Source organism: Caulobacter sp. GW821-FHT11E11 (assembly GCF_058808315.1).
Window position 1 is genome coordinate 660,564 of record NZ_JBXARO010000001.1, and the last position, 24,249, is coordinate 684,812.

Below are 24,249 nucleotides of genomic sequence, written 5' to 3' on the forward strand. Positions count from 1 at the left end.
CCCTAGTAACTATCCCGCCCCCCGGCGAAGGGCTCATATGAGCCCTTCAGTGCTCGGTCGGCAAGCCGACCCGCCTATCGCGCGATTTCGCGAGCGATCGGATAGAGCAGGTGGTGGTCGTCGTAGAACGGCGTGCGCTTGTAGAACCAGGCCAGGCGCGCGTCGGGATCGGCGGCGAACTTGGGCTCCGCGGCCAGCTTGGCCTCGAACTCGGCCTTCAGCTTCGGATCCGCCGCCAGCATCTTCTCGGCCAGCGGGGCGATGGCGTAGGGCTCGATATATTCGACCCGGCTCAGCACCTCGGGGACCATGCCCCAGGCGAAGAAGCTCTCGCTGGACTGCGGCTCCAGCAGCAGCACGACCAGGTCGCCCAACGGCTGGTCGGTCGGCACGCGCACCGAGCCCTTGGGGAAGGTCCAGGCGCGGCTTTCGGTGGTGACCTTGTCGACGCTGATCTGGACGTGGCCTTCGTTGGCGCGGGTCGCGAGCTTCGGATCGACCAGGCGGATCATCTCGACGTTCACGCTCTTGTCGGCCGGCAGGGTCTCCAACGTCACGCCATGCAGCTTCAGGCGCTCGATCAGGTCGGCGCGGTAGCTCGGCACATAGTAGGCGACGGGACGCTTGAGGCTGAGGGTCGAGTGCGAGCCGTAGAAGGGCGTCTTCCAGATTTCGGGATCGGCCTCGCCCAGCCAGCGCACTTCCTTCCGGCCCGAGGCAGGGCTGTCGTAGGTCTCGTACTTGATGCCCTTGAAGTCGCGCATATAGGCCGGCTTGTCGTCGCCCACGAAGTTAGCCAGCACTTGCTCCGGACGCAGGGCGCTGTCGGCCGCGATGGCGCCGCGTAGATCGCCGCCCTTGTCGGCCAGCAGCTTCAGGGCCGTCTCGATGAAGACGTAGGTGCCCAGCACGCGCTGAGCGTGGGGCTTGAGGCTGTGGTTCTCGATCAGGATGGTCGGGACGTGGGCCGCCGCGCCCCAGCCGTTCGAGAAGCGCTCGCCGAGGCCGCCATCGTTGAAGCCGGCCTTCGGATTGTGCTCGTCGATGCCGAACACCAGCTCGCCGGGGATGTGGCCCTCGGCCTCCAGGCCCTTGTTCATGGTCGGCTTGAGGACGTCGTCCAGCCACTTGGCGATGGCCGGCGAGCGGTTCCAGACGCCGTTCTCACCGTTGAAGCCGTAGGTGACGTCGTACTGGTAGTCCATGCCGTCGGTCACGTGGACGTCGACATAGAGATCGGCCCGGTACTTGGCCTGCAGGCGCTTGAGGGCCTGCATCTCCGGCTGGTCCAGCTTCATGAAGTCGCGATTGAGGTTCTGGTTGGTGGCGGTGTTGCGCCAGCCCTGGATGCGCGGCCCGCGCTGGTTGGGGCGCGAATAGGCGCCCGAGCGCTCGTGGCCGTCGACCGACAGGATCGGGATCAGGACCAGGTTGACCTTGTCCAGCAGCTTGTCCTTGCCGTGGAAAGCCATGTCCCGCAGCAGCATCATGCCGGCGTCCTTGCCGTCGATCTCGCCGGGGTGGATGCCGCACTGGACCAGCAGCAGCGGCTTCTTGGGATCCAGCTTGTCGCCGTCCTTGGAGGCGATGACGGCGAAGATCTCGCGGCCCTGCGGCGAGACGCCGAAGTCCTCGACGCGGATCAGCTTGGACACCTTGTCCAGCCGGTCGAACCAGGCGCGGGTGTCGACATAGGTCGGCGAGAAGTCGTGGTCGGCGTCGGCCTCGAACGGTGTCACCCACGGATCGGACTTGTCGCGGATCAGGGCCTGGCTGGCGCCTTGCCAGTGCGGGGCGGGCGGCAGGAAGGCTTGATCCCAGGGAGCCTTGGACGACGGGGTCTGCGACATGGCGGGGGCTCCCAGGGCAAGCAGGGCGGAGGCGATGATCAGCGAGCGGCGCATGTCCGCTGTCGTCGCCGTTCCGCGCGGGCGTGGCAAGAGGCCCGCCGCCAAAGCCGGCCTAGAAGGTGAACATCACCACCACGAAGATTGCGTTCAGTATGGCCAGCAGCACCACATTGACCGCCCGGTTACGGACCACGAACAGGGCGATCACCAGCAGGTAGAAGGCCAGCAGCAGCGTGGCCTGCAGGCCCATCCAGCGCGCCTGGAAGGTTTCGGCGAAGCCCTTGACCAGCGCCGAGCTGAGCTCGAAGCCCAGCAGGCTGGCCACGGTGATCGCGCCGACGACCAGGCGCTTGTGGCGGTCGTAATAGGCGTCGAGGTCAGGCCAGGCGGCGAAGTCCTCCGGCGCGACCAGGGCGGCGGCCAGATAGTAGACGGCGCAGGCCAGGATGCCGGTCGAGACGATGCTGAGCCTGAGGTCAGCCAGCCCCATCAGGCGCGAGGCGCTGTTGATGAAGCTGCAGATGTCGAGCAGCAGCAACAGGATCAGAAGCGGCGTCAGCCAGCCGATGCGGATGTCGGATCGCCTGCGGATCAGGCCCGCGACCGAGGTCATCAGCTTGCCGATGGCGAGCGCCAGCAAGGCCCCATAGGCGCCGTAGAAGATCTCGATCGCGTCCATCAGCCCCCCCGGCGTCGAGGCTCCCCCGAGCGCCGACTCAGGCGACGCTACTTCCAGATCGGCGTTCCGTCTCCCGGCAAACCCAGCCGCGCCCACTTTTCGGTGACGGCCTCCACCACCGATTGGTCCATGCGGATCTCCTCGCCCCACTCGCGCTTGGTCTCGGGCGGCCACTTGTCGGTGGCGTCCAGACCGATCTTGGAGCCGAGGCCGCTCTCAGGGCTGGCGAAGTCGAGATAGTCGATGGGCGTGTGCTCGATCACCGTGATGTCCCGGGCGGGATCCATCTTGGTGCTGATCGCCCACATCACGTCCTTCCAGTCGCGGGCGTTGATGTCGTGGTCCACGACGATCACCCACTTGGTGTACATGAACTGGCGCAGATAGCTCCAGACGCCCAGCATCACGCGCTTGGCGTGGCCGGGATAGGCCTTCTTCATCGACACCACGGCGATGCGGTAGCTGCAGCCCTCGGGCGGCAGCCAGAAGTCGACGATCTCGGGGAACTGCTGGCGGATGAGGGGAATGAACACCTCGTTCAGCGCCTCGCCCAGCACGCTGGGCTCGTCCGGCGGCCGGCCGGTGAAGGTGGTGAGATAAATCGGGTCCTTGCGCATGGTGATCGCCGTCACCTGGAAGACCGGGAACTTCTCGACGCTGTTGTAGTAGCCGGTGTGGTCACCGTAGGGGCCTTCGTCCTCGAACTCGTCGAGCAGGACGTGGCCCTCGATGACGATCTCGGCGTGGGCTGGGACCATCAGCGGCACGGTCTTGGCCGGCACGAGATCAACCTTGGCCCCGCGCAGCAGGCCGGCGAACTGGTATTCCGACAGGGTGTCGGGCACCGGGGTCACGGCGGCCAGGATGGTGCCGGGATCAGCCCCCAGCACGGCGCAGGCGGGCAGGGGCTCTTTTCGCCCAGCTTGCTTGTGGCGGGCGTAGTGCTGGGCCCCGCCGCGGTGGGCCAGCCAGCGCATGATGCACTTGTCCTTGGACAGGACCTGCATGCGGTAGATGCCGAGGTTGAAGTCGTCCTCGCGGTCCTTGCCCGGACCCTTGGTCACCACCAGCGGCCAGGTGATCAGCGGCGCCGGCTCGCCCGGCCAGCAGGTCTGGACCGGCAGCTTGGTCAGGTCGATCTGGTCCCCGGTCAGGACGACCTCCTGCACCGGGGCCTTCTTCACCGTGCCAGGGCGCATGCTCATGACCGTCTTGGCCAGGGGCAGCATGTCGATGGCGTCCTTCAGGCCCTTGGGCGGCTGGGGCTGGCGCAGGAAGGCCAGCAGCTCGCCGACCTCGCGCAGCTCGCCGGCGGTGGTGCGCGGCTCGCCGCCAAGGGTCACGCCCATGGCCACGCGCTTGACGGTGCCGAACAGGTTGGCCAGGGCCGGCATCGACGAGCGCGAGCCGTCGGGCAGCAGCACGTGCTCGAACAGCACCGCCGGACCGCCGGTGGCCAGCAGGCGGGTCTGGATCTCGGTCATCTCCAGCACGCTGGAGACCGGCTCGGTGACGCGCACCAGCTCGCCCTTGGCCTCCAGGACGTCGATGAATTCGCGCAAGGAACGGTAGGCCATGGGGACTCTCGAACTAGTTCGCGACGGCCAGGTCGTCGGCGTGGATCATCGGGCCTTCGGTGAAGCCCAGCTCGGCCTCGATAGCGTCGGAGCGCAGGCCAGCGATGCGGTGGGCGTCGGCGCTGTCGTAGCGGACCAGGCCGCGGGCGACCTCGCGACCGGTCTCGTCGCGCACGCGGACGGCGTCGCCCTTGTCGAACGGACCCTCGATGGCGCGCACCCCGGCGGCCAGCAGGCTCTTGCCGGTGGCCAGCGCCTTGGCGGCGCCGGCGTCGACCGTCACCCAGCCCTGAGGGGCCAGCGAGCCGGCGATCCAGGCCTTGTAGGCGGCGGCGGGCGAGGCGTTGGCCTCGATCAGCGTGGCCTTCTCGCCGTCGGCGATGGCGGCCAGAGGGCGCGGGCGCGAGCCCAGGGTGATCAGGGTGGCGCAGCCGGCGGCGCGAGCGATGCGGGCGGCGGCGATCTTGGTGGCCATGCCGCCAGTGCCCACGCCAGCGGCAGCGTTGGCGCCCTCGGCCATGCCGGCGATCTCGGGCGTGATCTCGCTGACTAGCGGGATGTGCGCGGCGTCGGGGTTCTTGCGCGGATCGGCGGTGTAGAGGCCATCGATGTCCGACAGCAGCACCAGCAGGTCGGCGCCGGCCATCTGGGCCACGCGGGCGGCCAGGCGGTCGTTGTCGCCGTAGCGGATCTCTTCGGTGACGACGGTGTCGTTCTCGTTGACCACCGGCACCACGCCCAGGCCCATCAGGGTCTCGGTGGTGGCGCGGGCGTTCAGCCAGCGGCGGCGCATCTCGGTGTCGTCGCGGGTCAGCAGGATCTGGGCGACGCCGATGCCGTGCGGCTCGAAGGCCTCTTCCCAGGCATGCATCAAGAGACTCTGGCCGGCGGCCGCGGCGGCCTGCTTTTCCGGCAGGGTGGTCTTGCGGCCCACGAGACCCAGGCGGCGGCGGCCCAGGGCGACGGCGCCCGACGAGACCACCAACACCTGCTTGCCGGCGGCGCGCAGGGCGGCGGCGTCGGCGCAGAACGCCTCCAGCCAGGCGCGGTTGGCGCGGCCCGTCTCGGCGTCGACCAGCAGGGCCGAACCGACCTTGAACACGATGCGACGGGCGCTAGAGAACGCCCCGGCGGCCTGGCTCACGGCGTCCAGCCCCCGGGGGTCTCCTCGATGTGGTCTTCGTCCTCGTCGATATCCGCCTCGAGTTCGCCGCGACGGATGCGCACCTGCTTGTAGGCGGCGCGCAGCAGTTCGGTGACGCCCTGGCCCGAGACGCCCGAGACCAGGAACGGCTTGATGCCGGACACTTGCGTCAGCTCGGCGATCTTCTCGGCGAGGGTTTCCTCGTCGAGGGCGTCGATCTTGTTGAGGGCCAGGATCTCGGCCTTGTCGGCCAGGTCCTCGCCATAGGCTTCCAGCTCGCCCCGGATCGTCTCGTAGGCGCCGGCGATGTCGTCCTGCGTGCCGTCGATCAGGTGGATCAGCGTGGCGGAGCGCTCGACGTGACCGAGGAAACGGGTGCCAAGCCCCGCGCCTTCCGACGCGCCCTCGATCAGGCCGGGAATGTCGGCGATGACGAAGCGCTCGTCGGTCGACAGGTCCACGACGCCCAGGTTCGGGGTCAGGGTGGTGAAGGGATAGTCGGCGATCTTGGGCTTGGCGGCGCTGGCGGCGGCCAGGAAGGTCGACTTGCCCGCGTTGGGCAGGCCGACCAGGCCGACGTCGGCGATGAGCTTCAGCCGCATCCAGATCCAGCGTTCTTCGCCTTCCTGGCCGGGATTGGCGTATTTCGGGGCCTGGTTCACCGGACCCTTGAAGTGCAGGTTGCCCCAGCCGCCGTTGCCGCCTTTGGCCAGCAGCAGGCGCGCGCCCGCGTGGTCCAGGTCGGCGATCAGGGTCTCCTTGTCCTCTTCGAGGATTTCGGTGCCCACCGGAACCTTCAGCAGCACGTCGTCGCCGGCGGCGCCGTGGCGCGCGCGGCCCATGCCGTGGATGCCCGTGCCAGCCTTGAAGTGCTGCTGGTAGCGGTAGTCGATCAGGGTGTTGAGGCCTTCGACGGCCTCGATCCATACATCGCCGCCGCGACCGCCGTCGCCGCCGTCCGGGCCGCCGTACTCGATGTACTTCTCGCGGCGGAACGACACCGATCCGCCGCCGCCGTTACCCGAGCGGATGTAGATCTTGCATTGGTCCAAGAATTTCATGGCGCTCTTTAGTCCCAAGGCGTCCCATGCGTCGAGCCAAAATGGCTTCTGAGGCTTACGCTACGGTATCCAGACCGGTCTTTCGAACTGTGGCGCTTGGCCGCGTTAAAAAGCGTGACCGCTGTTCGTCGTCGTGACGAAATGTTAAAACACAGAGTGCGACAAAGTGTCTTGGCAGCGTAACCGTCGTTTCTCTCGGCGGAATGGGAGGCTGACCTTGGCTACGGTAGAAGACACCAACGCGATACTGATGAAGGATCTGCGCGATTTGTCGACGCAGGAGCTTCATCGTAAGTATAGCGTCGAGGCCTCGGTCCACCGCAACATCTTGATCGGGCGGGGCACCGGCATCGCGCCGCAGTGGCGCGAGTTCAAGACGTTCGTCGCCGAAGTGGGCCTCAAGCCCTCGGCCGGCCACAGCCTGGTCCTGCTGAATCGCTACGAGCGCACCTACGGTCCCGGCCGCGCCAAGTGGATGACGGCTGAAGAAGAAGCCGCCCACGAGATCGAATTCGACCGCCTGCGCGCTGAAAAGCAGCGCGAGGAACAGCTGGTCATGCACCAGATGGCCGCCCAGAAGCGCGCCAGCGCCCCGAACGCGCCGTCGTTCGGCCAGTTCACGCCGATGGCCGGCCGCCAGGTGTCCTACACCGAGGTCGCCAAGCGCCTGGCCATTCCGGTCACCGCCCTGTCCAAGACCATGCCGTCCGGCACCAGCGCCGACGAGCTGGTCAAGCGCTCGGGCGTCGTCAACGACCTGATCAACGACCAGGCCACCTGGCTGCCGCCGGATCCGGTGCGCAAGGCCGGCTTCTTCGAGGCCTATCGCATCTGGCACCTGCAGGTGCAGCCGCAGTTCGGCCGCGCCGCCACCCCGACCTTCCTGTTCCTCTACATCGCCCTGCCGGTCATGAAGCAGTGCCGCGACGAACTGATGGACCTGGACCTGTGGAATCCGCTGGGCCAGCGGGCCATGGCCGCCCGCGACAACCACATCGCGTGGAAGAAATACACGGAGTTCATGCCGCGCGCGCAGGTGGCGCTGATGGAGATCCCCATCTACGCCACCTATTCGCTGCTGAGCGATCTGGACGCCCTGTGCGAGCGGATCACCACGGCTGAAAAGCGCTTCCGCGAAGGTCCGCAGAAGGTGATCCACACGCACCGGGCGGCTTAAGGCCCTTTCAGGCCAGCCACACCATCATCCGCGTCGCCGCCGGTTCACCGCGCGCGATCGACGGCTTGTGCTCGACGACGCCGGTGTACAGGAAGCCGGCCTTGACCAGTACGCGGCCCGAGGCGTCGTTGTCGGCGAAGTGGCCGGCGGTGACGTAGCGTTTCTTCCAGCGCTCCCGCGCCCAGCTCAGGGCGCCTCGGGTCGCCTCGGTCGCGAAGCCACGGCCCCAGTACGGCCGGCCAATCCAGTAGCCCAGCTCGATCTCGCCCTCGGCGGTGGTGAACATGCCCAGCGTGCCGACCATGCCCTCATCACCGAAATGGATGGCGAAGGTGTTGTCGCGCGAGCGATCCTGCACGCCGCAACGGGCGACGAAGTCCTCGGCATGGGCGTGGGTGTAGGGCCAGGGCATGCGCGTGGTCATGCGCGCCACGTCGTGATCGGCGCAGTACGTCGCCACGCGCGCGACATCGGCCTTGGCCGGCGCGCGCAGCGTCAGCCGCTGCGTCTCGATGACGGGTCTTTCTTCGATGACGCACATCGGCGCCTCCCAGAGTTCCTCGGCCTCTCTTGGCTGGAGACCGTGACACCGCCATGGCGAAGCTTGTTCAGAAGGCGGCGAGACAAAACAAAAGCGGGGAGCCCGGCGTTCCGGACTCCCCGCTAGAGATCGTCTGTCCGGATCGTCTTCAGAGATGAAGCACGATCCGAAAAACTCTGGTTCGTGCTTACTCGGCCGGTTGAGCGGCCGGAGTCACCGTCACGTACGTGCGGTTATGCTTCTTGGTCACGAAGCCCACAGCGCCTTGCACGAGGGCAAAGAGGGTGTGGTCCTTACCGATGCCGACATTCGTGCCCGGATAGAACTTCGTACCGCGCTGACGCACGAGGATGTTGCCGGCGAGAACCTTCTCGCCGCCGAACTTCTTCACGCCAAGGCGCTTCGACTCTGAGTCGCGACCGTTGCTGGACGAGCCGCCTGATTTCTTGTGAGCCATCTTGCTCTCCTACCTTTAGAAGGCGTCGCCCTTAGGCTTCGCCTTCCTCCGTGGTGGCGGCGGCCTTCTTAGGGGCGGCCTTCTTCTTCGGGGCGGCTTCGGCGGCGGGCTCGACGGCGGCGTCAGCAGCCTTCGGAGCCTTGGCGGCCTTCTTCGGAGCGGCCGGAGCAGCTTCCGAAGCGGTCGGGATCGTCGCCGGAACGGCGGCGTCGCCGAGGCCACGAGCACGAGCGTTCAGGATGACCTTCGGGGTCAGGTCGATAGCGCCTTCCCACTTGGCTTCCAGGCCAGCGCCGACGACCGACGTGACGCGCACGACGGATTCGAATTGGCGGTGACCGCGGGTGCGGCGATAGCCCTGGCGACGGATCTTCTTGAAGATCTTCACCTTCTCACCCTTGCGGGTTTCGAGCAGGGTCCCGGAGACGACAGCGCCGTCCACGGTAGGGGCGCCGACCGTCACGGCCTCGCCTTCGCCAAGCATCAGGACTTCACCGAAGGCCACGGCAGCGCCGGGTTCACCTTCGAGCTTTTCGACAACCAGCAGGTCGCCGGCTTGAACCCGGTACTGCTTGCCGCCGGTTTTGATCACCGCGTACATAGGTTAGCGCCTTAAAAACGTGCGTTCGCAAAATAGGGATCGCCCGCTCGGGAACCCGGCGGGCGAAGAGGGCGCGACTTATACAGCCGCAGGGCTGAGAGTCAACGCCGTCCCCGAGGATTCAACGGCCGTTGCGGAGGAAACGCGACAAGATCGTCGGAACCCCCTGGTGTGTTACTTTATAACACGCTATATGCCGTGCGTGAACTCGACCTTCTTCGCCTCGATCGCCGCCACGGGCTTTGCCGTGGCCTTCCTGCACGCGGCCCTGCCGACGCATTGGCTGCCGTTCGTGCTGGTCGGTCGGGCCCAGAAATGGTCCACGGGGCGCACCCTGGGCGTGACCCTGCTAGCGGGCCTGGGCCACGTGGGGCTGACCATCGCCCTGGGCCTTGGCCTGGTGGTCGCAGGCCTGGCGCTGGAGCCCAAGCTGGGCGGCCTGTTCCATTGGGTCGTTGGCGGCCTGATGGTCGCCGTGGGCCTCTTCTATATAGTGCGCGGGCAGCACAACCACGCGGTCCCCGAGGCTGGCCGGCGCGTCTACGCCTCGGACCGCGCGGCGATCATCGCGCTCGTCACCCTGCTGACCCTGTCGCCGTGCGAGGCCTTCCTGCCCTATTACCTGGCCGGCATGCAGCATGGCTGGCAGGCCTTCCTGGTGCTGAGCGCGGTGCTGATGGCCGCCACCTCGGCCGGCATGCTGATCTTCACCAGCCTGTCGCTGGCGGGCTTCAAGCGCCTGGGGCTGCAGTGGGTGGAGCGCTATGAAGAGGCCATCCTGGGCGGGGCCCTGATCCTGGTCGGCGTCGCCGTCGCATTCTTCAAGACGTAACGGGCTTCAAGACGTAAGCCGCTTTCACTCCGCGCCTTGGCCTCCTAAATAGCGGCCATGACCCAAGCTTCTCCCGCTCCCGGCAAGATCCCCGTCACCGTGCTGACCGGCTATCTCGGCGCCGGCAAGACCACGCTGCTCAACCGCATCCTCACCGAGGAGCACGGCAAGAAGTACGCCGTGATCGTCAACGAGTTCGGCGAGGTTGGCATCGACAACGACCTGGTGGTCGGCGCGGACGAAGAAGTGTTCGAGATGAACAACGGCTGCGTCTGCTGCACGGTGCGCGGCGACCTGATCCGCGTTCTCCAGGGCCTGATGAAGCGCAAGGGCGGCTTCGACGCCATCATCGTCGAGACGACCGGCCTGGCCGATCCGGGCCCGGTGGCCCAGACCTTCTTCGTTGACGACGACGTCAAGGCCCGCACGGCGCTGGACTCGGTCACCGCCGTCGTCGACGCCAAGCACATCATGCTGCGCCTGGGCGACAGCAAGGAAGCCGTCGAGCAGATCGCCTTCGCCGACCAGATCGTGCTGAACAAGACCGATCTAGTCTCGGAAGACGACCTGCGCCACGTCGAGGCCCGCATCCGCCGCATCAACCCGCTGGCTCCGATCCACCGCGCCCAGCGCTCCAACGTCCCGCTGGACGCCATCCTGGGCAAGCACAGCTTCGACCTGGAGCGGATCACCGAGCTGGAGCCGCACTTCCTGAACCCCGCCCACGGCGAGGCCGGTCACGTGCATGACGAGCATTGCGGCCATGATCATCACCACCACGATCATGACCACGGCCACGTGCATGACGAACACTGCGGTCACGACCATCACCACCATGATCACGACCATGGCCACGCCAGCGCCATCCACGACGATGGCGTGAAGGGCATCTCCCTGACCCTGGACAAACCCGTCGACGGCCAGAAGATCACCGTCTGGCTCAACGAGCTGCTGGCCAAGCGCGGTCCGGACATCCTGCGCGCCAAGGGCATCATCGACGTGAAGGGCGAGAACAAGCGTCTCGTCTTCCAGGCGGTGCACATGATCCTGGAAGGCGACTTCCAGCGCGAATGGACCGAGCAGGACAAGCGCTACAGCCGCATGGTGTTCATCGGCCGCGACCTGGACGAAGCCGAACTGCGCGCCGGCTTCGAAGCGACGGCGGCCTAAGGCTCGCCAAATCGTGCAAGGCAAAAGCCCCGGAGCCGACGCTCCGGGGCTTTCTTGTCTGTCAGTGCAGGTCTTCGTTGATGATCCCGACCTTGGTCCAGCCGTTGTCGTGGACCTTGTTGATGACGCCCATCAGGGCCTCGTAGGGCACGTCGGCCTGGGCGCTGATCATCACGCGCTGGTCCTGGCGCGGGCCGGCCTGACCGGTCGCCGTGAACTGAGCGTTCAGGTCGCGGGCCAGGGTGTCCAGCCGGGTCGCCTGGCCGGCCAGGAACAGCGCGCCCGAGGTCTGGATCGCGATCGCGACCGGCTTAGCCGGGGTGACCTGGCTCGAGGCCTGCGGCAGGTCCAGCTTGATCGAGGTCACGGCCGTCGGCACGGCGACCATGAAGATCACCAGCAGCACCATCAGAATGTCGACGAAGGGCGTGACGTTGATGTCGGCGTTCTGGCGCACGGCATAGCGCCCGCCGCCGCCCGAGAGTTTGACCGCCATGGCTGGGTACCCTTTCTCTCCGTGAAGTTACAAGTGTAGATTGCGCTTGTTTCTACAATTGTAAAGCGGAGTGTTCCGGGCACGAAAAAGGGGCCCGGCGTCGCCGCCGGGCCCCTGATTTTCTTGGCTGTCGCCGAGGACCTTAGTGCAGGTCTTCGTTGATCAGGCCGACCTTGAACCAGCCCGCGGTCTGCAGTTGGTTCAGCACGCCCATGAAGTCGGCGTACAGGACGTCGGCATCGGCGCGGATCATGACGCGTTGATCGTCCTTCGGGCCGGCTTGGCCCGTCGCGGCGAACTTGGCGTTCAGGTCACCCTCGAGGTTGTCGAGGCTGGTCTGCTTTTCAGCGATGAAGATCGCGCCCGACTTTTGGATCGAGATGAAGACCGGTTCCTTCGGCTTCTCGTTCGTCAGGTTCGGAACTGCCGGCGGCAGGTCGATCTTGATCGAAGTCACGGCCATCGGAACGGCGACCATGAAGATGATCAGCAGAACCAGCAGGATGTCCACGAAGGGCGTGACGTTGATTTCGGAATTCTGGCCCAGCGAATAACGGCCACCGCCGCCGCCAGCAAGTTTAGCCGCCATAGCCTGACTGTCTCCCAGAAGGTCGCGCCGCTCGGGGCGCGCCTGAAATGTCGTTACCTAGCCACGTCTGGCGCAGACGGGCGCGGAAGTAAAGCCCGACGACGCGCCGCAATGGCAACCCCTTTTCGAGTCTTTTTTGTCGAACGCTGTTCGAACAGGCGCCTTGTCGCGCATGGGTTCGCCTGAGGCGCGAAACCGGCCCTGTGGGCGGGCTTTTGGAAAGAGTCTGGTCGTCGAGGGCCCGGCGCCTTATCTCGCGCGCATGATCTTTTCTTTCGACGCCTTCGTCACCGACGCCCTGTTCGACCGCTCCGGCCGCGCCATGTTCGCCCTGGGCGACGGCACGGTCCGCCTCCAGACCGAGGAGGGATTCGTCACGGTCGAGGCCCATGACGGCGCGGTTCTGGCCGCCGCGGTCCACCCCAGCGGCGTCGGCATCGTCACCGGCGGCGACGACGGCAAGGTCGTCTGGAGCCGAATCGACAAGGGTGAGGTGATCGCCACGCTGGTCGCCGAGGTGAAGAACAAGTGGATCGAGCATGTGGCGACCAGCGCCGCCTCTGGCCTGATCGCCTTCACCGCCGGCAAGGAGGTCCATGTCCGCGACGCCGCCGACCCGGCCTTCACGCGCACCTTCACGCACGAGAAGACGGTGTCGGGCCTGGCCTTCGAACCCAAGGGCCGTCGCCTGGCCTCTGCCTCCTACGGCGGGGCCTATCTCTGGTACGCCCGCATCGCCGACCAGAAGCCGACCTTGCTGAAGTGGGCCGGCAGCCACATCGCCGCGACCTTCAGCCCGGACGGCAAGTTTCTGATCTCGTCGATGCAGGAAAACCAGCTGCACGGCTGGCGCCTGTCGGACGGCAAGGACATGCGGATGGGCGGCTATCCGTCCAAGATCAAGAGCGTGGCCTTCTTCGACAAGGGCAACCTGCTGACCACGGCCGGCGCCTCGGGCGCGGTGATCTGGCCGTTCGCGGGCGCCAACGGCCCGATGGGCAAGGAAGCCGCCGAGATCGGCTTCTCGCGTGATTCGATGGTCGTTCGGGTGGCGGGCATCGACCAGCATCCGGTGTGCTTCGCCGCCCAGGACAACGGCAAGATCTGGGCCGCGCACATGCGCAACGGCCGCATCGAGACCGTGAAGGCCGAGAAAGGCGCTTCGATCAGCGCCCTGTCGACCAGCGCCGACGGCAAGTGGCTGGCCTGGGGCGACGAAGGCGGCGAGGCCGGCGTCATCGCGATCCCGGACATCAGCGGCCCGCGCGAGTTCGCGGGCTAGAAGCCCTTCAGCTGCGCCCACTCCTCGAGCGGCGCGCGCTGGGAGCGGAAATTGTTCACCGGCGCGGCCTCGTCGCGATAGCCGAGAGCCATGCCGGAGAAGAGCATATGCCCCTCGGGCAGGCCGACATGGTCGTCGACGATCTTGTTGTAGTGCGACCAGAACTCCTGCGGGCAGGTGTCCAGGCCGCGCTCGATCGCCAGCAGCATGAAGGTCTGCATCAGCATGCCGACGTCGCTCCATTGCGGCGGGCCGCAGCGGCGGTCGATCGAGAAGAACAGCTGCACCGGCGCGCCGAATCCCTGGCCGTTGGTCGAGAACCACTGCAGGCGCGCAAGCTTGTCCTCGCGCGGGATGCCCAGCGCCCCATACAGGTCCTCGCCCACCTGGAAGCGGCGGCTGCGCAGCGGCTCCCACAGATTGGCGGGATAGACGTCGTATTCGGTGGGATCGGGCGCGGCCACGCGGGCCAGCATGGTCGCCTTCAGCTTTTCCAGCGGCTCGCCGGCCACGACCTGGACCCGCCAGGGCTGAAGATTACCGCCCGACGGGGCGCGGGCGGCGGCTTCCAGCAGCTCGCGGACCAGGGCGGCGTCGACCGGATCGGGCTTGAAGGCGCGCACCGACATGCGGCGGTTGACGGCGTCGATCACGTCCATCGAAGGCTCCCTTAAACCCTGTGCATTTATGCATCGCGACAGCGGCGCTGCGTCTGGTTAGCATCCGTCCGTCAGGTAAAGACAACTAGGATTTCGGGGACTCATTCGTGCGGCGGCTTCTGCGGAATATCGCGCTGGCTCTGTTCATCGTGCTGGTGGCTGGGCCGGTGGTGACGGTCATCCTGTATCGCTTCATCCCGCCGCCGGTGACGCCGCTGATGGTGATCCGGGCGGTGGAGGGGCGTGGGCTGGACCATCGCTGGCGCGGGATCGACAAGGTCTCCCCAGCCCTGCCGCGCGCCCTGATCGCGGCCGAGGACTCCGGGTTCTGCGAGCACCACGGCTTCGACTTCAACGCCCTGCAGAAGGCCTATGCCAACAACGAGGCCGGCAAGAAGATCCGCGGCGGCTCGACCATCAGCCAGCAGACGGCCAAGAACGTCTTCCTGTGGCCGGGGCGCTCTTACGTCCGCAAGGGGCTGGAGGCCTGGTTCACGGTGCTGATCGAGACCTTCTGGGGCAAGAAGCGGATCATGGAGGTCTATCTGAACTCCATCGAATACGGCTCGGGCATCTATGGCGCCGAGGCCGCCGCCCAGCGCTATTTCGGGGTCGGCTCGGACAAGCTCAGCCAGGCCCAGGCCTCGCGCCTGGCGGCCATCCTGCCCAGTCCGCTGAAGTGGAAGGTGATCAAGCCGGGCAAGTACGTCGCCAAGCGCAGCAAGAAGATCGGCAAGGCCTCCGGCGCGGTGCGCCGCACGGGCCTGGCCGAGTGCGTGGACTAGGGGAGAAGAGCATGGCCGTCGCGCCCGGACCCACGCTCGAGACCGAACGGCTGATCTTGCGGCCGCCGGCCGATGTCGATCTGGACGCCTGGGTTACGCTGATGGCCGACCCAGAGGCCGCCCGTTTCATCGGCGGCGTCCAGCTGCGGGCCCTGGTCTGGCGCGGCATGGCCTCGATGGCCGGGTCCTGGGCGCTGCACGGCTTTGGCATGTTCTCGGTGATCGAGAAGGCCAGCGGCGACTGGATCGGCCGCATCGGTCCCTGGCGGCCCGACGGCTGGCCTGGCGACGAGGTCGGCTGGGGTCTGCTGCCGTCGGCCCAGGGCAAGGGCTATGCGGTCGAGGCGGCGACGGCGACCATGGACTGGGCCTTCGACCACCTGGGCTGGACCGACATCATCCACTGCATCGACCCGGAGAACGTCCCCTCGCAGCAGGTCGCCATCCGCCTGGGCGCGACCAATCGCGGACCGGGCAAGCTGCCGGCCCCGCATGAGGCCAGCAAGGTCGAGCTGTGGGGCCAGACGGTCGATCAGTGGCGGGCGCGCCGCCGCTAACCTCGCATTCCCAGGAAAGCAAAGTAGCCGCCCTGCGGGTCCTTGGCATTGACCACGAAGGCGCCGCCGGGGACTTCCATCGGACCCATCAGGACCTCGCCGCCATGGGCCTTCACCCGCTCGACCGCCGAGTCCACGCCGTCGACGCCGAAGTAGTAGAGCCAGTAGGGGCCGTTCGGCAGGTCGGGGTTGTTGAACAGGCCGGCGAACGCCTGGTCCAGGCCGACGGTCTGGTAGGTCCCCATCTCGCCCATGTCGACGGCGTCGTGCTTCTTCCAGCCGAACAGGCCGGCATAGAACTCGAAGGCCTTTTCCCAGTCGGTCGCGTGCAGTTCGCCCCAGCCCAGCGAGCCGTGCGACATCGGCGCGGGACGGGGCGGCGGGATGGCCGAAGTGTCCTTGAACAGCACGAACATCGCGCCCTGCGGATCGGCGACCACGGCGAAGCGGCCAACGTCGGGGATGTCCTGCGGCGCCTTGTGGACCTGGCCGCCAGCGGCCTCGACCTTCTTGGCGAAGGCATCGACGTCGTCGACCGCGATATAGCCCAGCCAGCCGGGCGGCACGCCCTGCATCTCCAGCATGCCGCCGACGTGGATATCGCCGGGCGCCTTGAAGATCGTGTACGGACCGGCCGGCCCCGACGACATCTCGGTCGTCCAGCCAATGACCTTCTTGTAGAAGTCGCCAGCCGCCTGGGTGTCGGTGGTGACCAGCTCGAACCAGCAGAAGTCGTTGGCCATGGGGGTCTCTCTCAATGGGGAGGGCAGCGCCTCGACGAAGGCGCTCCAGGATCGGATCATCAGGCGGCGCTGCAGCAGCCGGCTTTAGGCGCGGTCTCGTACTCGTCGTGGCGACGGATGAAGTCCATGTCCTTTTCCTCGTTGCGGCCCAGCGGCGCGCGGTCGAGGATCATCATCGTGGCCAGCAGCTCCTCGGCCCCGCGGGCATAGGTCGAATAGGTGTGGAACACCTGGCCGGCCTCGTCGCGATAGAAGGCCGACAGGCCCGGCAACTCGTCATTGGCCTGGGCGACGGGGATATCGACATAGCCGTAGGTCACCGTCTCGCCGGCCAGCTCCTGCGGCGTGAACGAGACGCGGAAGTCGTGATTGAAGTCGCTGCCGAACGACGACACCCACGGAAAGCGCCAGCCCATGCGGCGCTTGTAGGCCTGGAGCTTTTCCAGCGGCGCGCGCGAGGCGGCGATCAGCGTGACGTCGTGATTGTTGAGGTGCGGCAGGGTCCCGTCCAGGTGATCGGCCAGGAACGAGCAGCCGGGACAGCCCGCCTCCCACTCGGGCCCGAACATGAAGTGGTAGACCATCAGCTGGCTGCGACCGTCGAACAGCTCGGCCAGGGTCTTCTTGCCGCTATCGGTGTCGAAGACATAGTCCGTGTCCAGCTTGACCCAGGGCAGGGCCAGGCGCTCGCGGTTCAGGGCGTCCAGCGCGCGGGTGTGGGCCTTTTCCTTGGCCAGCAGGGCGCGACGCGCGTCCAGCCATTCTTCTCGAGACACCACGGCGTGCGACATCACGTGCTCCGTAAACTGACCGGTTTTGCTTGACTAAAAACGTTGATATCAACATAAATAGGCCATGTCAAAGCCAGCCGTGATTCCCTTCGAGACGACGCTTCACGTCCGGGACACTTGCCTTTGCCTGCACGTCCAGCGCGCGGCGCGCGCCCTGGCCCGCCGCTTCGACGAGGCCCTGCGGCCGGTGGGCCTGACCAACGGCCAGTTCTCGCTCTTGATGTCGCTGAACCGGCCCGAGCCTGCGGGAATGGGCGGGGTCGCGACCCTGCTGGCCATGGACCGCACCACCCTGACGGCGGCGCTGAAGCCGTTGGAGCGGCGCGGCCTACTTATCATCGCTTCCGACCCCAAGGACCGCCGCGCCCGGGTGCTGACCCTGACCGACGCGGGGCGAGCGGTGCTGGCCCAGGCCGTGCCGATCTGGACCCGCGAGCACGGTCAGCTCGACGTGGAGCTGGCCGGGGGCGGGGACGCCCTGCGCGCCGGGCTGAAGGCGCTGGCCTAGAACCCGACCTTGGCCAGATAGGCCTCGACAGTCGCTTCGTCGCCGGTCTTGCCGATCGTCGCGATATAGCCGTCGGGCCGCACCAGCACGAAGCCGCCGGCAGGCAGGCCGTAGGCGTCGGCGAACCAACCGTCCGTATCGACCAGGTCCGCGACGACGAGGCCTGGGCGCGGCGCGATGCGGGTCTCGCCCAGCAGGGTCCAGTGCGGGCCGGCCAGCACCTCGAACACGCGCCGACCCTGGCACGGCGCGTCCGGCGCGCGGTCGCCGGGCGCGACCTTGGCTTCGACGCCGAGATCCAGCGACAGGGTCGAGCCTTCGTAGCCGAGGTCCAACTGCCGGGCTTCGCGACCGCGCTTCATGCCCTGGCGGGTCATGGCCTTGGCCAGCAGGTCGGTGGCGAGGCCCAGCACGCCAGCGGCGATCGGGCGACGCTCGGCTTCGTAGGTGTCGATCAGGCTTTCCGGCGCGCCGGCCAGGACAGCGGCCAGCTTCCAACCGAGGTTGTAGGCGTCCTGGATGCTGGTGTTCAGGCCTTGCCCGCCCGTGGGCGGATGGATGTGAGCCGCGTCGCCGGCCAGCAGCACCCGCCCGACCCGGTAGCGGTCGGCCAGGCGGGCGTTGAGGCCATAGACCGAGGCCCAGAACAGCTCCTGGACCACGATGTCGTCCCGGCCCGTCCGTTCACGGATCAAGGTGTTGAGGCCCTCGACCGTCAGGCCCGGTTCGCCGTTCGCGGGCGCGTGGCCCTGGATCTGCATGAGGTCGGTCCCGGCCAGCGGGCAGAATGACACCTGGGCCGTCTCGCGGGTTCCAAACACGTGCCAGGCGTCGCGCGTCAGGCCGGTCAGCCGGGTGTCGGCGACCATGGCCAGGCCCGGCATGGTCTTGCCGGGGAAGCCAATGTCCAGGGCGTGGCGCACGAAGCTGCGGCCGCCGTCGGCCCCGACCAGCCAGCGGGCGCGCAGTGTCCGGCCGTCGGCCAGGGTCGCGGTGACGCTGTCGGCGTCCTGGTCAATCCCGGTCAGCTCGGCGGCGTAGTCGGGGGCGTGGCCGAGGTCGGCGAGGCGCTGGCGAAGGATGGTCTCGGTCAGGAACTGCGGCAGCATCAGCGGCGCGGCGTAGGGCTCGGCGGGAGAAGGCGTCGCGCCTTCACCTATCGCGGTCTCCTCGAAGCTGCCATCGGCCGCGTAGTTGCGCACCGGCGGATAGGGGCCGCCTGCGGCCAGCATCGGGGCGAGGACGCCCAGGTCTTCGAACACCTCCAGGCTGCGCGGCTGGATGCCTTTGCCGCGCGAGCCCTGGAACGCTTGCGGGGCCTTGTCGATCAGGCGGAAGGCGACGCCCCGGCGGGCCAGGTCGATGGCCAGGGTCAGGCCGGCGGGGCCGGCGCCGGCGATCAGCACGCCAGTCGTCTCTGGGGTGGTGAGGGTCATCTCGAAATCCTTCGTGTGCAAGATGCACATAAATCGCGTGCAAAAGGCACATAAATCCGAGGCTGGACGACGTCAATCAAAAATGTGCAAAATGCACGGATGAAATCCGAGCTTCGCGACATTCATTCGGCGATGATGGACCTCGCCGGCTTCCTGAACCGGCCCCAGGCCGACGACTTGCTGCTGCGCGAGGCCGGCGTGTCGCTGGACCGGGCGCTGTTCCCTTTGCTGGGGCGGATCGGGAAGAAAGGACCTATTGGCGTCGTCGAGCTGGCCGATCTGGCCGGCCGCGACCACTCGGTGGTCAGTCGCCAGGTCGCCAAGCTGGAGAGCCTGGGCCTGGTCGAACGCCGGCCCGGCGCGACCGACAAGCGCGTTCGCGAGGCGGCGGTGACGGAGAAGGGCGCTGAGCTGGTCGAGCGGCTGGACGCGGCGCGTCAGCGGCTGGTCGGGCCGATGATGGCCGAATGGAGCGACCAGGAGCTCAAGGACCTGGGCCGGCTGCTGCGCAAGTTTGTCGACGGCGCGAACGCGGCGCTGAAGGGCTAGTCGACCGCCAGGATGATGTCGGCGGCGGCGATCCGCGCCTCGACCTTGGCGCCGACCGCCAGCGCCCACGCCGCGTCGTCCGGCTTCAGTGTCGCCGTCAGGCTCTTGCCCGCCGCCAGGGCAATGGTGAGTTCGGCCGAGGTCTCGCCAGCCTCGCGGTCGATGATTTCGCCGGGGAGGCGGTTGTCGCTGTCGCCTTCGCCGATCCGCACGAAGCTGGACTTGATCAGGGCGATCGCGGCGCGGCCGGGCGCGAGGTCCAGATCCTCGGCGCTGCGGCGGGTGATCGAGGAGCGGAGCGTTAGCCCCTCGCCCAAGGTGAGGGTCACCGTCGCCGTGACGCCGTCGCCCTCGACCGCCGTCACCACGCCGCGCAGGGCGTTGCGGGCGCTGGTGCGCAGGCCGAGACTCCAGAGCAGTTCGGCGTCGCCGGAAAGGTCGGCCTCCAGCCGCGCGAAGGCCGTCCCGATCTCACGCTCGGCGGCGCGGAAGGCGCGGATCACGGCCTGGCCGCGCGGGGTGACCTCGGCCGTCCCGCCGCTCTTGCCGCCCGGCGCGGCGGCGACCAGAGGCGCGTCGAACAGGTTGTTCAGCGCCTGCACCCCGTCCCAGGCGCCCTTGTACGACAGGCCGGCTTCCTTGGCGGCGGCGCTGATCGAGCCCAGGCGGGCGACGGCTTCCAGCAGGGCGATGCGCTCCAGGCCCACACGCGCCAAGCCGCCGCGCTTGAGGATCAGGGACGCGCTGAAGTCGGTTTCGCTGCTCACTGGTCGGCTTTCGATTTCGTCGTTATGTAGTTCAGCTGCATAACCGCAGCGCCAAGAACACGTTAGAGAGCCTAGGATTACCAGATGATCGCCCGCCGTCCGATGCTGATCGCCGCTCTGCTGTCCGTGGCGCTGGGTGGAACCGCCTTCGCCGGCGAGACCAAGGTGGCCGTGGCGGCCAACTTCACCGAGGCCGCCAAGGAGATCGCCGCCAAGTTCAAGGCCAAGACCGGCCATGACGCGGCGCTGAGCTTCGGATCCTCTGGCCAGTTCTACACCCAGATCGCCAATGGCGCGCCGTACGAGGTGTTCCTGTCGGCCGACGTCGAGCGCCCGCAGAAGGCCGAGGCCGAGGGCCTGGCGGTTCCCGGCTCGCGCTTCACCTACGCCACCGGTCGCCTGGTGCTCTACAGCAAGACCCCGGGCCTGGTGGACGGCAGGGGGGCGGTGCTGGCCAAGGGCAACTTCGAGAAGCTGTCGATCGCCGACCCCAAGGCCGCGCCCTATGGCCAGGCGGCGGTCGAGACCCTGACCAAGCTGAAGCTGTACGACGCCCTGAAGCCGAAGATCGTGCAGGGCTCGTCGATCACTCAGGCGTTCCAGTACGTCCAGACCGGCGCGGCCGAGCTGGGCTTCGTGGCCCTGTCGCAGGTGATCACCGAGCAGGGCGGTTCGCGCTGGGTGGTCCCGGCCGCCAACCACACCCCGATCGACCAGCAGGCCGTGCTGCTGAAGACCGGCGCTGACAGCGAGGCGGCCAAGGCCTTCCTCAAGTTCTTGAAGAGCGGCGACGCCAAGGCGATCATCAAGCGCTATGGCTACGAGGTCCGCTAACCCATGACGGAAGTTCTGTGGCTGACGGGCAAGCTCGCGGGGATCACCACGATCCTGCTGCTGGTCCTGGCCACGCCATTGTCCTGGTGGCTGGCGCGAGGGCGCTCGGCCCTGCGCACGCCGGTGACGGCCCTGGTCGCCCTGCCGATCGTGCTGCCGCCGACGGTGCTGGGTTTCTACCTGCTGATCGCGCTGGGGCCGAAGAGCCCGCTGATGGTGCTGTTCCAGCCGTTCGGCATCCGGACCCTGGCCTTCACCTTCGAGGGCCTGGTGATCGGCTCGCTGATCTATTCCCTGCCGTTCGCCGTGCAGCCGCTGCGCAACGCCTTCCTGGCCATCGGCGACGAGCCGCTGGAGGCTGCCGCCTGCCTGGGCGCCTCGCGCTGGCAGAGCTTCTGGCGGGTGGCCCTGCCGCTGGCGATCCCCGGCTATGTCGCCGCCGCCATCCTGGTCTTCGCCCACACGGTCGGCGAGTTCGGGGTGGTGATGATGCTGGGCGGCAATATTCCCGGCGAGACCACGGTGCTGTCGACAGAGATCTACCGCCTGGTCGAGGGGTTGGAGTGGGACGAGGCGCATCGCCTGTCGCTGATGCTGCTGGTCTTCGCGTTCGTGGTGCTGTTCACCCTGCTGGGCCTGGAAGCGCGTTCGAAGATCCTGCTGCGCACCCGGACATAAAAGAGGAGCGCGACGTCGCCGCCGCGCTCCAGGTAACCGAGATCGGAAAGGTGCTCAGAACTTCCAGGTGAGCGATGCGCCATAGGTCGTGGGCTTGCCGGGGAAGCGGACCACCACGTTGGCGTTGCTGCTGACGGCGCTCCAATAATATTCGTCGGTGATGTTGCGGCCCCAGATGGAGAGGTCCCAACCCTTGTCCGGCGCGCCGATGCCGATGCTGGCGTTCAGCATGCCGTAGCTGTCGATCACGAACAGCGGATTGCCCTCCAGGTCGGCATAGGACTTGTCCTGCCAGCGACCGTTCAGGGCCGCGTTCAGCTGCAGGCTGTCGCCGATCGGATGGTGGAACAGCGCCGTCAGCCCGCCCTGGAACTTGGGGCTGTACAGGAACGGCCGGCCGTCGAAGCTCTGCGACTTCCCGGCGGCATTGATGCCGGTATAGCCCTTGACCTCGGTGTGCAGCAGGGTGGCCGAGGCGATCAGGGTCAGCGAGCGGCTGGCGCGCCAGGTGATGTCGCCGTCCAGGCCATAGGCCTCGCCGTTGGGCACGTTGGCCAGGCGCGACAGGGCCGTATAGATCGGGTCGGCGAAATACACGCTCAGCTGCTTGTCGGTGTAGTCGTAATAGAAGGCCGACAGGTTGGCCTGCACCCGCCGCTGGAACAGGCCGGCCTTCACACCGACCTCGTAGGCGGTCAGCAGTTCCTGCGTGGCCGGGGCGTTCTGGGTCGAGATGTTGGCGGCGTTGATCGGCGTCGCGCCCGCCTTGGCCCCGCGCGAGATCGAGCCGTAGACCAGCACGTCCTCGGCGGCCTGCCAGTCCAGCGCCGCGCGCCAGGCGATGTTGTCCTCGTCCAGCTTGGACTTCACGAAGCCGAAGCTCTTGGTCGCCGGATCGAAGGTGTTGCAGCCGCCCTGGGTGATCGGGGCGACCAGGCCATAGGCGGCCGCGAACAGCGCCCGGTTGACGACATTGACGTTGACCAGCATCGAGCCGCCGGCGTCACGCGAGCAGCCGACATAGTCCTGCTTGTCCTGGCTGTAGCGGATGCCCAGGGTCAGCTTCAGGGTGTCGGTCAGGCGGTGGTCGGCGTTGGCGAACAGGCTCCAGGTCTTGGTCTCGATATTGCCGACGTCCTCATAGGTGCGGAACGCCTGGCTCATCTGCAGGGGCGTGTAGCCGAAGCTGTTGAACGGCGTGGCCAGCAGGGTCGAGCCGACATAACGGATCGTGCCGACATTGGCGTTCTGGCCCAGCAGGGTGCGGTTGCTGTCATAGATCTTGTCGCGGGCGACGTAGCCGCCGACCAGCCACGAGCCCTTGTCGGTGACGCCCTCCAGGTGCAGCTCCTCGGCGAACGACTTGATGTCGCCGTGGGCCTGCTGGATCAGCACCTCGTAGGGCGCGCCGCTCCAGTCGAAGACGGCCTTGCGCTCCAGGCGGTTGAAGCTGGTCAGCGAGACCAGGCGGGCCTTGTCGGCCACGTCCCACGAGACCTTCAGCTTGCCGGCGTGGAACTGGTCGTTCTCGCGCAGGGGATCCTTGATGCCCAGGCCGACGCCGATGTCGACGCCACGGGTGCTGAGCGGCGCCCAGTCGGCCTGGCTGGCCTTGGTCGGGTTGTTGGCGGCGATGTAGCTCACGAGGCCCGGGGCGTTGAACGGGCTGGCGGCGGTGGCGGGCGTGAAGCCGATGCCCTGGGCCGCGACGGTGTCGGACTTGTTGCGCCATCCAGAGTAGCTGGCCTCGACCTCGACCTTGTCGGTGGGCTGCATGGCCAGGGACAGGCGCCAGCCGTCGCGGTCGACCTTGCCCAGGCGCTCGCCGCGGCTGTTGCTGACCTGCCAGCCCTTGTCGCTGCGCTCGGAGCGGAAGGCCGCCCGGCCCTGGACGCGGTCGCCCAGGCCGCCGCTGACATAGCCTTCGAGATTGTAGGTCTTGTAGTTGCCGGCCTCGGCGGTCAGCGAGCCCTCGAACTGGTCGGTCGGCTTGGCGGTCACGAAATCGATCAGGCCGGCGGTGGTGTTGCGGCCGTACAGGGTGCCCTGCGGGCCCTTCAGCACCTCGACACGCTCCAGATCGAAGACCGGGCCGGTGTTCATGAACGGATAGGCGTAGGCGACCTCGTCCCAATAGGTGCCGACGGTCGAGGTGGCCGACAGGTTGATGGTGTTGAAGCCGATGCCGCGCAGCGTATAGGTCGGCACGCCCTGGTAGCTCTGGCTGACCGTGAAGCTGGGGGCGACGGTGGTCAGGTCCTTCGGGTCCGTGACCCGCAGCTGCTGCAGGGCCGCGCCGCTGAAGGCCTGGATCGGCATGCCGACGCTGTTGGCGGTTTCCTCGCGGCGCTGGGCCGTGACCACGAGGGTGTCGATCGTCAGGCTTTCTTCCGGCTTTTGCGGCGTCGTCTGGGCCATGGCGGGGACCGCCATCAGCAGGGCGAGCGCCGACACGCTCATGGTCAGGCGCGTAGGTCCTGGCATCC

General features: G+C 67.3%; 26 protein-coding genes. 10 read left to right on the plus strand and 16 right to left on the minus strand.

Annotation, left to right across the window (positions count from 1 at the left end):
- Window positions 1–74 precede the first annotated feature (74 nt).
- From AC1RR5_RS03365 to obgE, 5 genes are read right to left on the minus strand one after another with little or no spacing between them, the layout of a single operon-like run.
- Entirely contained in the window at window positions 75–1,904 is a 1,830-nt protein-coding gene (locus AC1RR5_RS03365) for a M14 family metallopeptidase (RefSeq protein WP_492919673.1), read from the minus strand.
- A gap of 58 nt (window positions 1,905–1,962) precedes the next feature.
- On the minus strand, window positions 1,963–2,529 hold the full coding sequence (locus AC1RR5_RS03370) for a hypothetical protein (RefSeq protein WP_492919674.1): 567 nt from the start codon (window positions 2,527–2,529) through the stop codon (window positions 1,963–1,965).
- A gap of 47 nt (window positions 2,530–2,576) precedes the next feature.
- The gene (locus tag AC1RR5_RS03375) at window positions 2,577–4,106 is read right to left on the minus strand and encodes a UbiD family decarboxylase (RefSeq protein ID WP_492919675.1); all 1,530 of its coding nucleotides are present in this window, start codon (window positions 4,104–4,106) and stop codon (window positions 2,577–2,579) included.
- Window positions 4,107–4,119: 13 nt separating this feature from the next.
- Entirely contained in the window at window positions 4,120–5,250 is a 1,131-nt protein-coding gene (gene proB / locus AC1RR5_RS03380; protein WP_492919676.1) for a glutamate 5-kinase, read from the minus strand.
- Window positions 5,247–6,311 (minus strand): GTPase ObgE, encoded by a 1,065-nt coding sequence (gene obgE, locus AC1RR5_RS03385; RefSeq protein ID WP_492919677.1) that lies wholly within the window; start codon window positions 6,309–6,311, stop codon window positions 5,247–5,249. Before obgE ends, proB begins: the two co-directional genes overlap by 4 nt.
- Window positions 6,312–6,561: 250 nt before the next feature.
- On the opposite strand from obgE, the gene AC1RR5_RS03390 reads away from it, so the two are divergent.
- A complete protein-coding gene (locus AC1RR5_RS03390) occupies window positions 6,562–7,488 on the plus strand; it encodes a hypothetical protein (RefSeq protein WP_492919803.1) in 927 nt (308 codons plus the stop codon).
- A gap of 7 nt (window positions 7,489–7,495) precedes the next feature.
- Here the strand turns inward: AC1RR5_RS03390 and AC1RR5_RS03395 are convergent, their stop codons facing one another.
- From AC1RR5_RS03395 to rplU, 3 genes are all read right to left on the minus strand, one after another.
- Window positions 7,496–8,029 carry a GNAT family N-acetyltransferase gene (locus AC1RR5_RS03395; RefSeq protein ID WP_492919678.1) on the minus strand — a complete coding sequence of 178 codons (534 nt, stop codon included), beginning with the start codon at window positions 8,027–8,029 and terminating at the stop codon, window positions 7,496–7,498.
- Between the two features lie 187 nt (window positions 8,030–8,216).
- Entirely contained in the window at window positions 8,217–8,486 is a 270-nt protein-coding gene (rpmA, locus tag AC1RR5_RS03400) for a 50S ribosomal protein L27 (protein WP_096052697.1), read from the minus strand.
- Between the two features lie 31 nt (window positions 8,487–8,517).
- Window positions 8,518–9,087: a 50S ribosomal protein L21 gene (gene rplU, locus AC1RR5_RS03405; protein WP_492085020.1), complete on the minus strand. Its 570-nt coding sequence runs from the start codon at window positions 9,085–9,087 to the stop codon at window positions 8,518–8,520.
- A 202-nt stretch (window positions 9,088–9,289) separates the two neighbouring features.
- Between rplU and AC1RR5_RS03410 the strand changes: the two genes are divergently transcribed.
- Entirely contained in the window at window positions 9,290–9,919 is a 630-nt protein-coding gene (locus tag AC1RR5_RS03410) for a hypothetical protein (protein WP_492919679.1), read from the plus strand.
- A 57-nt stretch (window positions 9,920–9,976) separates the two neighbouring features.
- Complete coding sequence (locus AC1RR5_RS03415; protein WP_492919680.1) at window positions 9,977–11,089, plus strand: CobW family GTP-binding protein; 1,113 nt, start codon at window positions 9,977–9,979, stop codon at window positions 11,087–11,089.
- Between the two features lie 61 nt (window positions 11,090–11,150).
- Here the strand turns inward: AC1RR5_RS03415 and AC1RR5_RS03420 are convergent, their stop codons facing one another.
- Together AC1RR5_RS03420 and AC1RR5_RS03425 are read right to left on the minus strand one after the other, a co-directional pair.
- Window positions 11,151–11,585 carry an ExbD/TolR family protein gene (locus AC1RR5_RS03420; protein ID WP_492919681.1) on the minus strand — a complete coding sequence of 145 codons (435 nt, stop codon included), beginning with the start codon at window positions 11,583–11,585 and terminating at the stop codon, window positions 11,151–11,153.
- Window positions 11,586–11,727: 142 nt separating this feature from the next.
- Entirely contained in the window at window positions 11,728–12,174 is a 447-nt protein-coding gene (locus tag AC1RR5_RS03425) for a biopolymer transporter ExbD (protein WP_492919682.1), read from the minus strand.
- A gap of 262 nt (window positions 12,175–12,436) precedes the next feature.
- Here AC1RR5_RS03425 and AC1RR5_RS03430 point away from each other — a divergent pair, with 262 nt between their 5' ends.
- Window positions 12,437–13,456: a WD40 repeat domain-containing protein gene (locus AC1RR5_RS03430; protein ID WP_492919683.1), complete on the plus strand. Its 1,020-nt coding sequence runs from the start codon at window positions 12,437–12,439 to the stop codon at window positions 13,454–13,456.
- Here AC1RR5_RS03430 and AC1RR5_RS03435 read toward each other — a convergent pair.
- Window positions 13,453–14,115, minus strand: coding sequence for a nitroreductase (locus AC1RR5_RS03435; RefSeq protein ID WP_492919684.1), 663 nt, complete (start codon window positions 14,113–14,115; stop codon window positions 13,453–13,455). The genes AC1RR5_RS03430 and AC1RR5_RS03435 overlap by 4 nt on opposite strands.
- Window positions 14,116–14,222: 107 nt before the next feature.
- Here AC1RR5_RS03435 and mtgA point away from each other — a divergent pair, with 107 nt between their 5' ends.
- Both mtgA and AC1RR5_RS03445 read left to right on the plus strand, forming a co-directional pair.
- Window positions 14,223–14,900 (plus strand): monofunctional biosynthetic peptidoglycan transglycosylase, encoded by a 678-nt coding sequence (gene mtgA / locus AC1RR5_RS03440; protein WP_492919685.1) that lies wholly within the window; start codon window positions 14,223–14,225, stop codon window positions 14,898–14,900.
- 11 nt (window positions 14,901–14,911) lie between these two features.
- Window positions 14,912–15,457, plus strand: coding sequence for a GNAT family N-acetyltransferase (locus AC1RR5_RS03445; protein ID WP_492919686.1), 546 nt, complete (start codon window positions 14,912–14,914; stop codon window positions 15,455–15,457).
- Here AC1RR5_RS03445 and AC1RR5_RS03450 read toward each other — a convergent pair.
- Window positions 15,454–16,200 carry a VOC family protein gene (locus tag AC1RR5_RS03450; protein ID WP_492919687.1) on the minus strand — a complete coding sequence of 249 codons (747 nt, stop codon included), beginning with the start codon at window positions 16,198–16,200 and terminating at the stop codon, window positions 15,454–15,456. The genes AC1RR5_RS03445 and AC1RR5_RS03450 overlap by 4 nt on opposite strands.
- Window positions 16,201–16,259: 59 nt before the next feature.
- Window positions 16,260–16,991, minus strand: a complete 732-nt coding sequence (locus AC1RR5_RS03455) for a DUF899 domain-containing protein (RefSeq protein WP_492919688.1) — start codon at window positions 16,989–16,991, stop codon at window positions 16,260–16,262.
- Window positions 16,992–17,055: 64 nt separating this feature from the next.
- Here AC1RR5_RS03455 and AC1RR5_RS03460 point away from each other — a divergent pair, with 64 nt between their 5' ends.
- Window positions 17,056–17,499: a MarR family winged helix-turn-helix transcriptional regulator gene (locus AC1RR5_RS03460; RefSeq protein ID WP_492919689.1), complete on the plus strand. Its 444-nt coding sequence runs from the start codon at window positions 17,056–17,058 to the stop codon at window positions 17,497–17,499.
- On the opposite strand, the gene AC1RR5_RS03465 is transcribed toward AC1RR5_RS03460, so the two are convergent.
- Window positions 17,496–18,935, minus strand: coding sequence for an FAD-dependent oxidoreductase (locus AC1RR5_RS03465; protein ID WP_492919690.1), 1,440 nt, complete (start codon window positions 18,933–18,935; stop codon window positions 17,496–17,498). The genes AC1RR5_RS03460 and AC1RR5_RS03465 overlap by 4 nt on opposite strands.
- 99 nt (window positions 18,936–19,034) lie before the next feature.
- Between AC1RR5_RS03465 and AC1RR5_RS03470 the strand changes: the two genes are divergently transcribed.
- The gene (locus tag AC1RR5_RS03470) at window positions 19,035–19,484 is read left to right on the plus strand and encodes a MarR family winged helix-turn-helix transcriptional regulator (RefSeq protein WP_492919691.1); all 450 of its coding nucleotides are present in this window, start codon (window positions 19,035–19,037) and stop codon (window positions 19,482–19,484) included.
- Here the strand turns inward: AC1RR5_RS03470 and AC1RR5_RS03475 are convergent.
- Window positions 19,481–20,251 (minus strand): TOBE domain-containing protein, encoded by a 771-nt coding sequence (locus AC1RR5_RS03475; RefSeq protein WP_492919692.1) that lies wholly within the window; start codon window positions 20,249–20,251, stop codon window positions 19,481–19,483. The two genes, AC1RR5_RS03470 and AC1RR5_RS03475, sit on opposite strands and share 4 nt — an antisense overlap.
- 84 nt (window positions 20,252–20,335) lie before the next feature.
- Here AC1RR5_RS03475 and modA point away from each other — a divergent pair, with 84 nt between their 5' ends.
- Both modA and modB read left to right on the plus strand, forming a co-directional pair.
- Entirely contained in the window at window positions 20,336–21,085 is a 750-nt protein-coding gene (modA, locus tag AC1RR5_RS03480) for a molybdate ABC transporter substrate-binding protein (protein WP_492919693.1), read from the plus strand.
- 3 nt (window positions 21,086–21,088) lie between these two features.
- On the plus strand, window positions 21,089–21,763 hold the full coding sequence (gene modB, locus AC1RR5_RS03485; RefSeq protein WP_492919694.1) for a molybdate ABC transporter permease subunit: 675 nt from the start codon (window positions 21,089–21,091) through the stop codon (window positions 21,761–21,763).
- A gap of 54 nt (window positions 21,764–21,817) precedes the next feature.
- Here the strand turns inward: modB and AC1RR5_RS03490 are convergent, their stop codons facing one another.
- Entirely contained in the window at window positions 21,818–24,247 is a 2,430-nt protein-coding gene (locus tag AC1RR5_RS03490) for a TonB-dependent receptor (RefSeq protein WP_492919695.1), read from the minus strand.
- Between the last annotated feature and the right edge of the window lie 2 nt (window positions 24,248–24,249).

Bases quoted from the DNA above. Each gene is read 5' to 3' on its own strand.
- obgE (WP_492919677.1), bottom strand. From the start codon at position 6,311: ATGAAATTCTTGGACCAATGCAAGATCTACATCCGCTCGGGTAACGGC.
- AC1RR5_RS03460 (WP_492919689.1), top strand. From the start codon at position 17,056: ATGTCAAAGCCAGCCGTGATTCCCTTCGAGACGACGCTTCACGTCCGG.
- modA (WP_492919693.1), top strand. From the start codon at position 20,336: ATGATCGCCCGCCGTCCGATGCTGATCGCCGCTCTGCTGTCCGTGGCG.
- AC1RR5_RS03455 (WP_492919688.1), bottom strand. From the start codon at position 16,991: ATGTCGCACGCCGTGGTGTCTCGAGAAGAATGGCTGGACGCGCGTCGC.
- AC1RR5_RS03420 (WP_492919681.1), bottom strand. From the start codon at position 11,585: ATGGCGGTCAAACTCTCGGGCGGCGGCGGGCGCTATGCCGTGCGCCAG.
- modB (WP_492919694.1), top strand. From the start codon at position 21,089: ATGACGGAAGTTCTGTGGCTGACGGGCAAGCTCGCGGGGATCACCACG.
- AC1RR5_RS03445 (WP_492919686.1), top strand. From the start codon at position 14,912: ATGGCCGTCGCGCCCGGACCCACGCTCGAGACCGAACGGCTGATCTTG.
- AC1RR5_RS03370 (WP_492919674.1), bottom strand. From the start codon at position 2,529: ATGGACGCGATCGAGATCTTCTACGGCGCCTATGGGGCCTTGCTGGCG.
- AC1RR5_RS03490 (WP_492919695.1), bottom strand. From the start codon at position 24,247: ATGCCAGGACCTACGCGCCTGACCATGAGCGTGTCGGCGCTCGCCCTG.
- AC1RR5_RS03375 (WP_492919675.1), bottom strand. From the start codon at position 4,106: ATGGCCTACCGTTCCTTGCGCGAATTCATCGACGTCCTGGAGGCCAAG.
- AC1RR5_RS03395 (WP_492919678.1), bottom strand. From the start codon at position 8,029: ATGTGCGTCATCGAAGAAAGACCCGTCATCGAGACGCAGCGGCTGACG.
- AC1RR5_RS03425 (WP_492919682.1), bottom strand. From the start codon at position 12,174: ATGGCGGCTAAACTTGCTGGCGGCGGCGGTGGCCGTTATTCGCTGGGC.
- AC1RR5_RS03470 (WP_492919691.1), top strand. From the start codon at position 19,035: ATGAAATCCGAGCTTCGCGACATTCATTCGGCGATGATGGACCTCGCC.
- AC1RR5_RS03465 (WP_492919690.1), bottom strand. From the start codon at position 18,935: ATGACCCTCACCACCCCAGAGACGACTGGCGTGCTGATCGCCGGCGCC.
- AC1RR5_RS03390 (WP_492919803.1), top strand. From the start codon at position 6,562: ATGAAGGATCTGCGCGATTTGTCGACGCAGGAGCTTCATCGTAAGTAT.
- AC1RR5_RS03435 (WP_492919684.1), bottom strand. From the start codon at position 14,115: ATGGACGTGATCGACGCCGTCAACCGCCGCATGTCGGTGCGCGCCTTC.
- AC1RR5_RS03430 (WP_492919683.1), top strand. From the start codon at position 12,437: ATGATCTTTTCTTTCGACGCCTTCGTCACCGACGCCCTGTTCGACCGC.
- rpmA (WP_096052697.1), bottom strand. From the start codon at position 8,486: ATGGCTCACAAGAAATCAGGCGGCTCGTCCAGCAACGGTCGCGACTCA.
- AC1RR5_RS03450 (WP_492919687.1), bottom strand. From the start codon at position 16,200: ATGGCCAACGACTTCTGCTGGTTCGAGCTGGTCACCACCGACACCCAG.
- AC1RR5_RS03415 (WP_492919680.1), top strand. From the start codon at position 9,977: ATGACCCAAGCTTCTCCCGCTCCCGGCAAGATCCCCGTCACCGTGCTG.
- AC1RR5_RS03365 (WP_492919673.1), bottom strand. From the start codon at position 1,904: ATGCGCCGCTCGCTGATCATCGCCTCCGCCCTGCTTGCCCTGGGAGCC.
- rplU (WP_492085020.1), bottom strand. From the start codon at position 9,087: ATGTACGCGGTGATCAAAACCGGCGGCAAGCAGTACCGGGTTCAAGCC.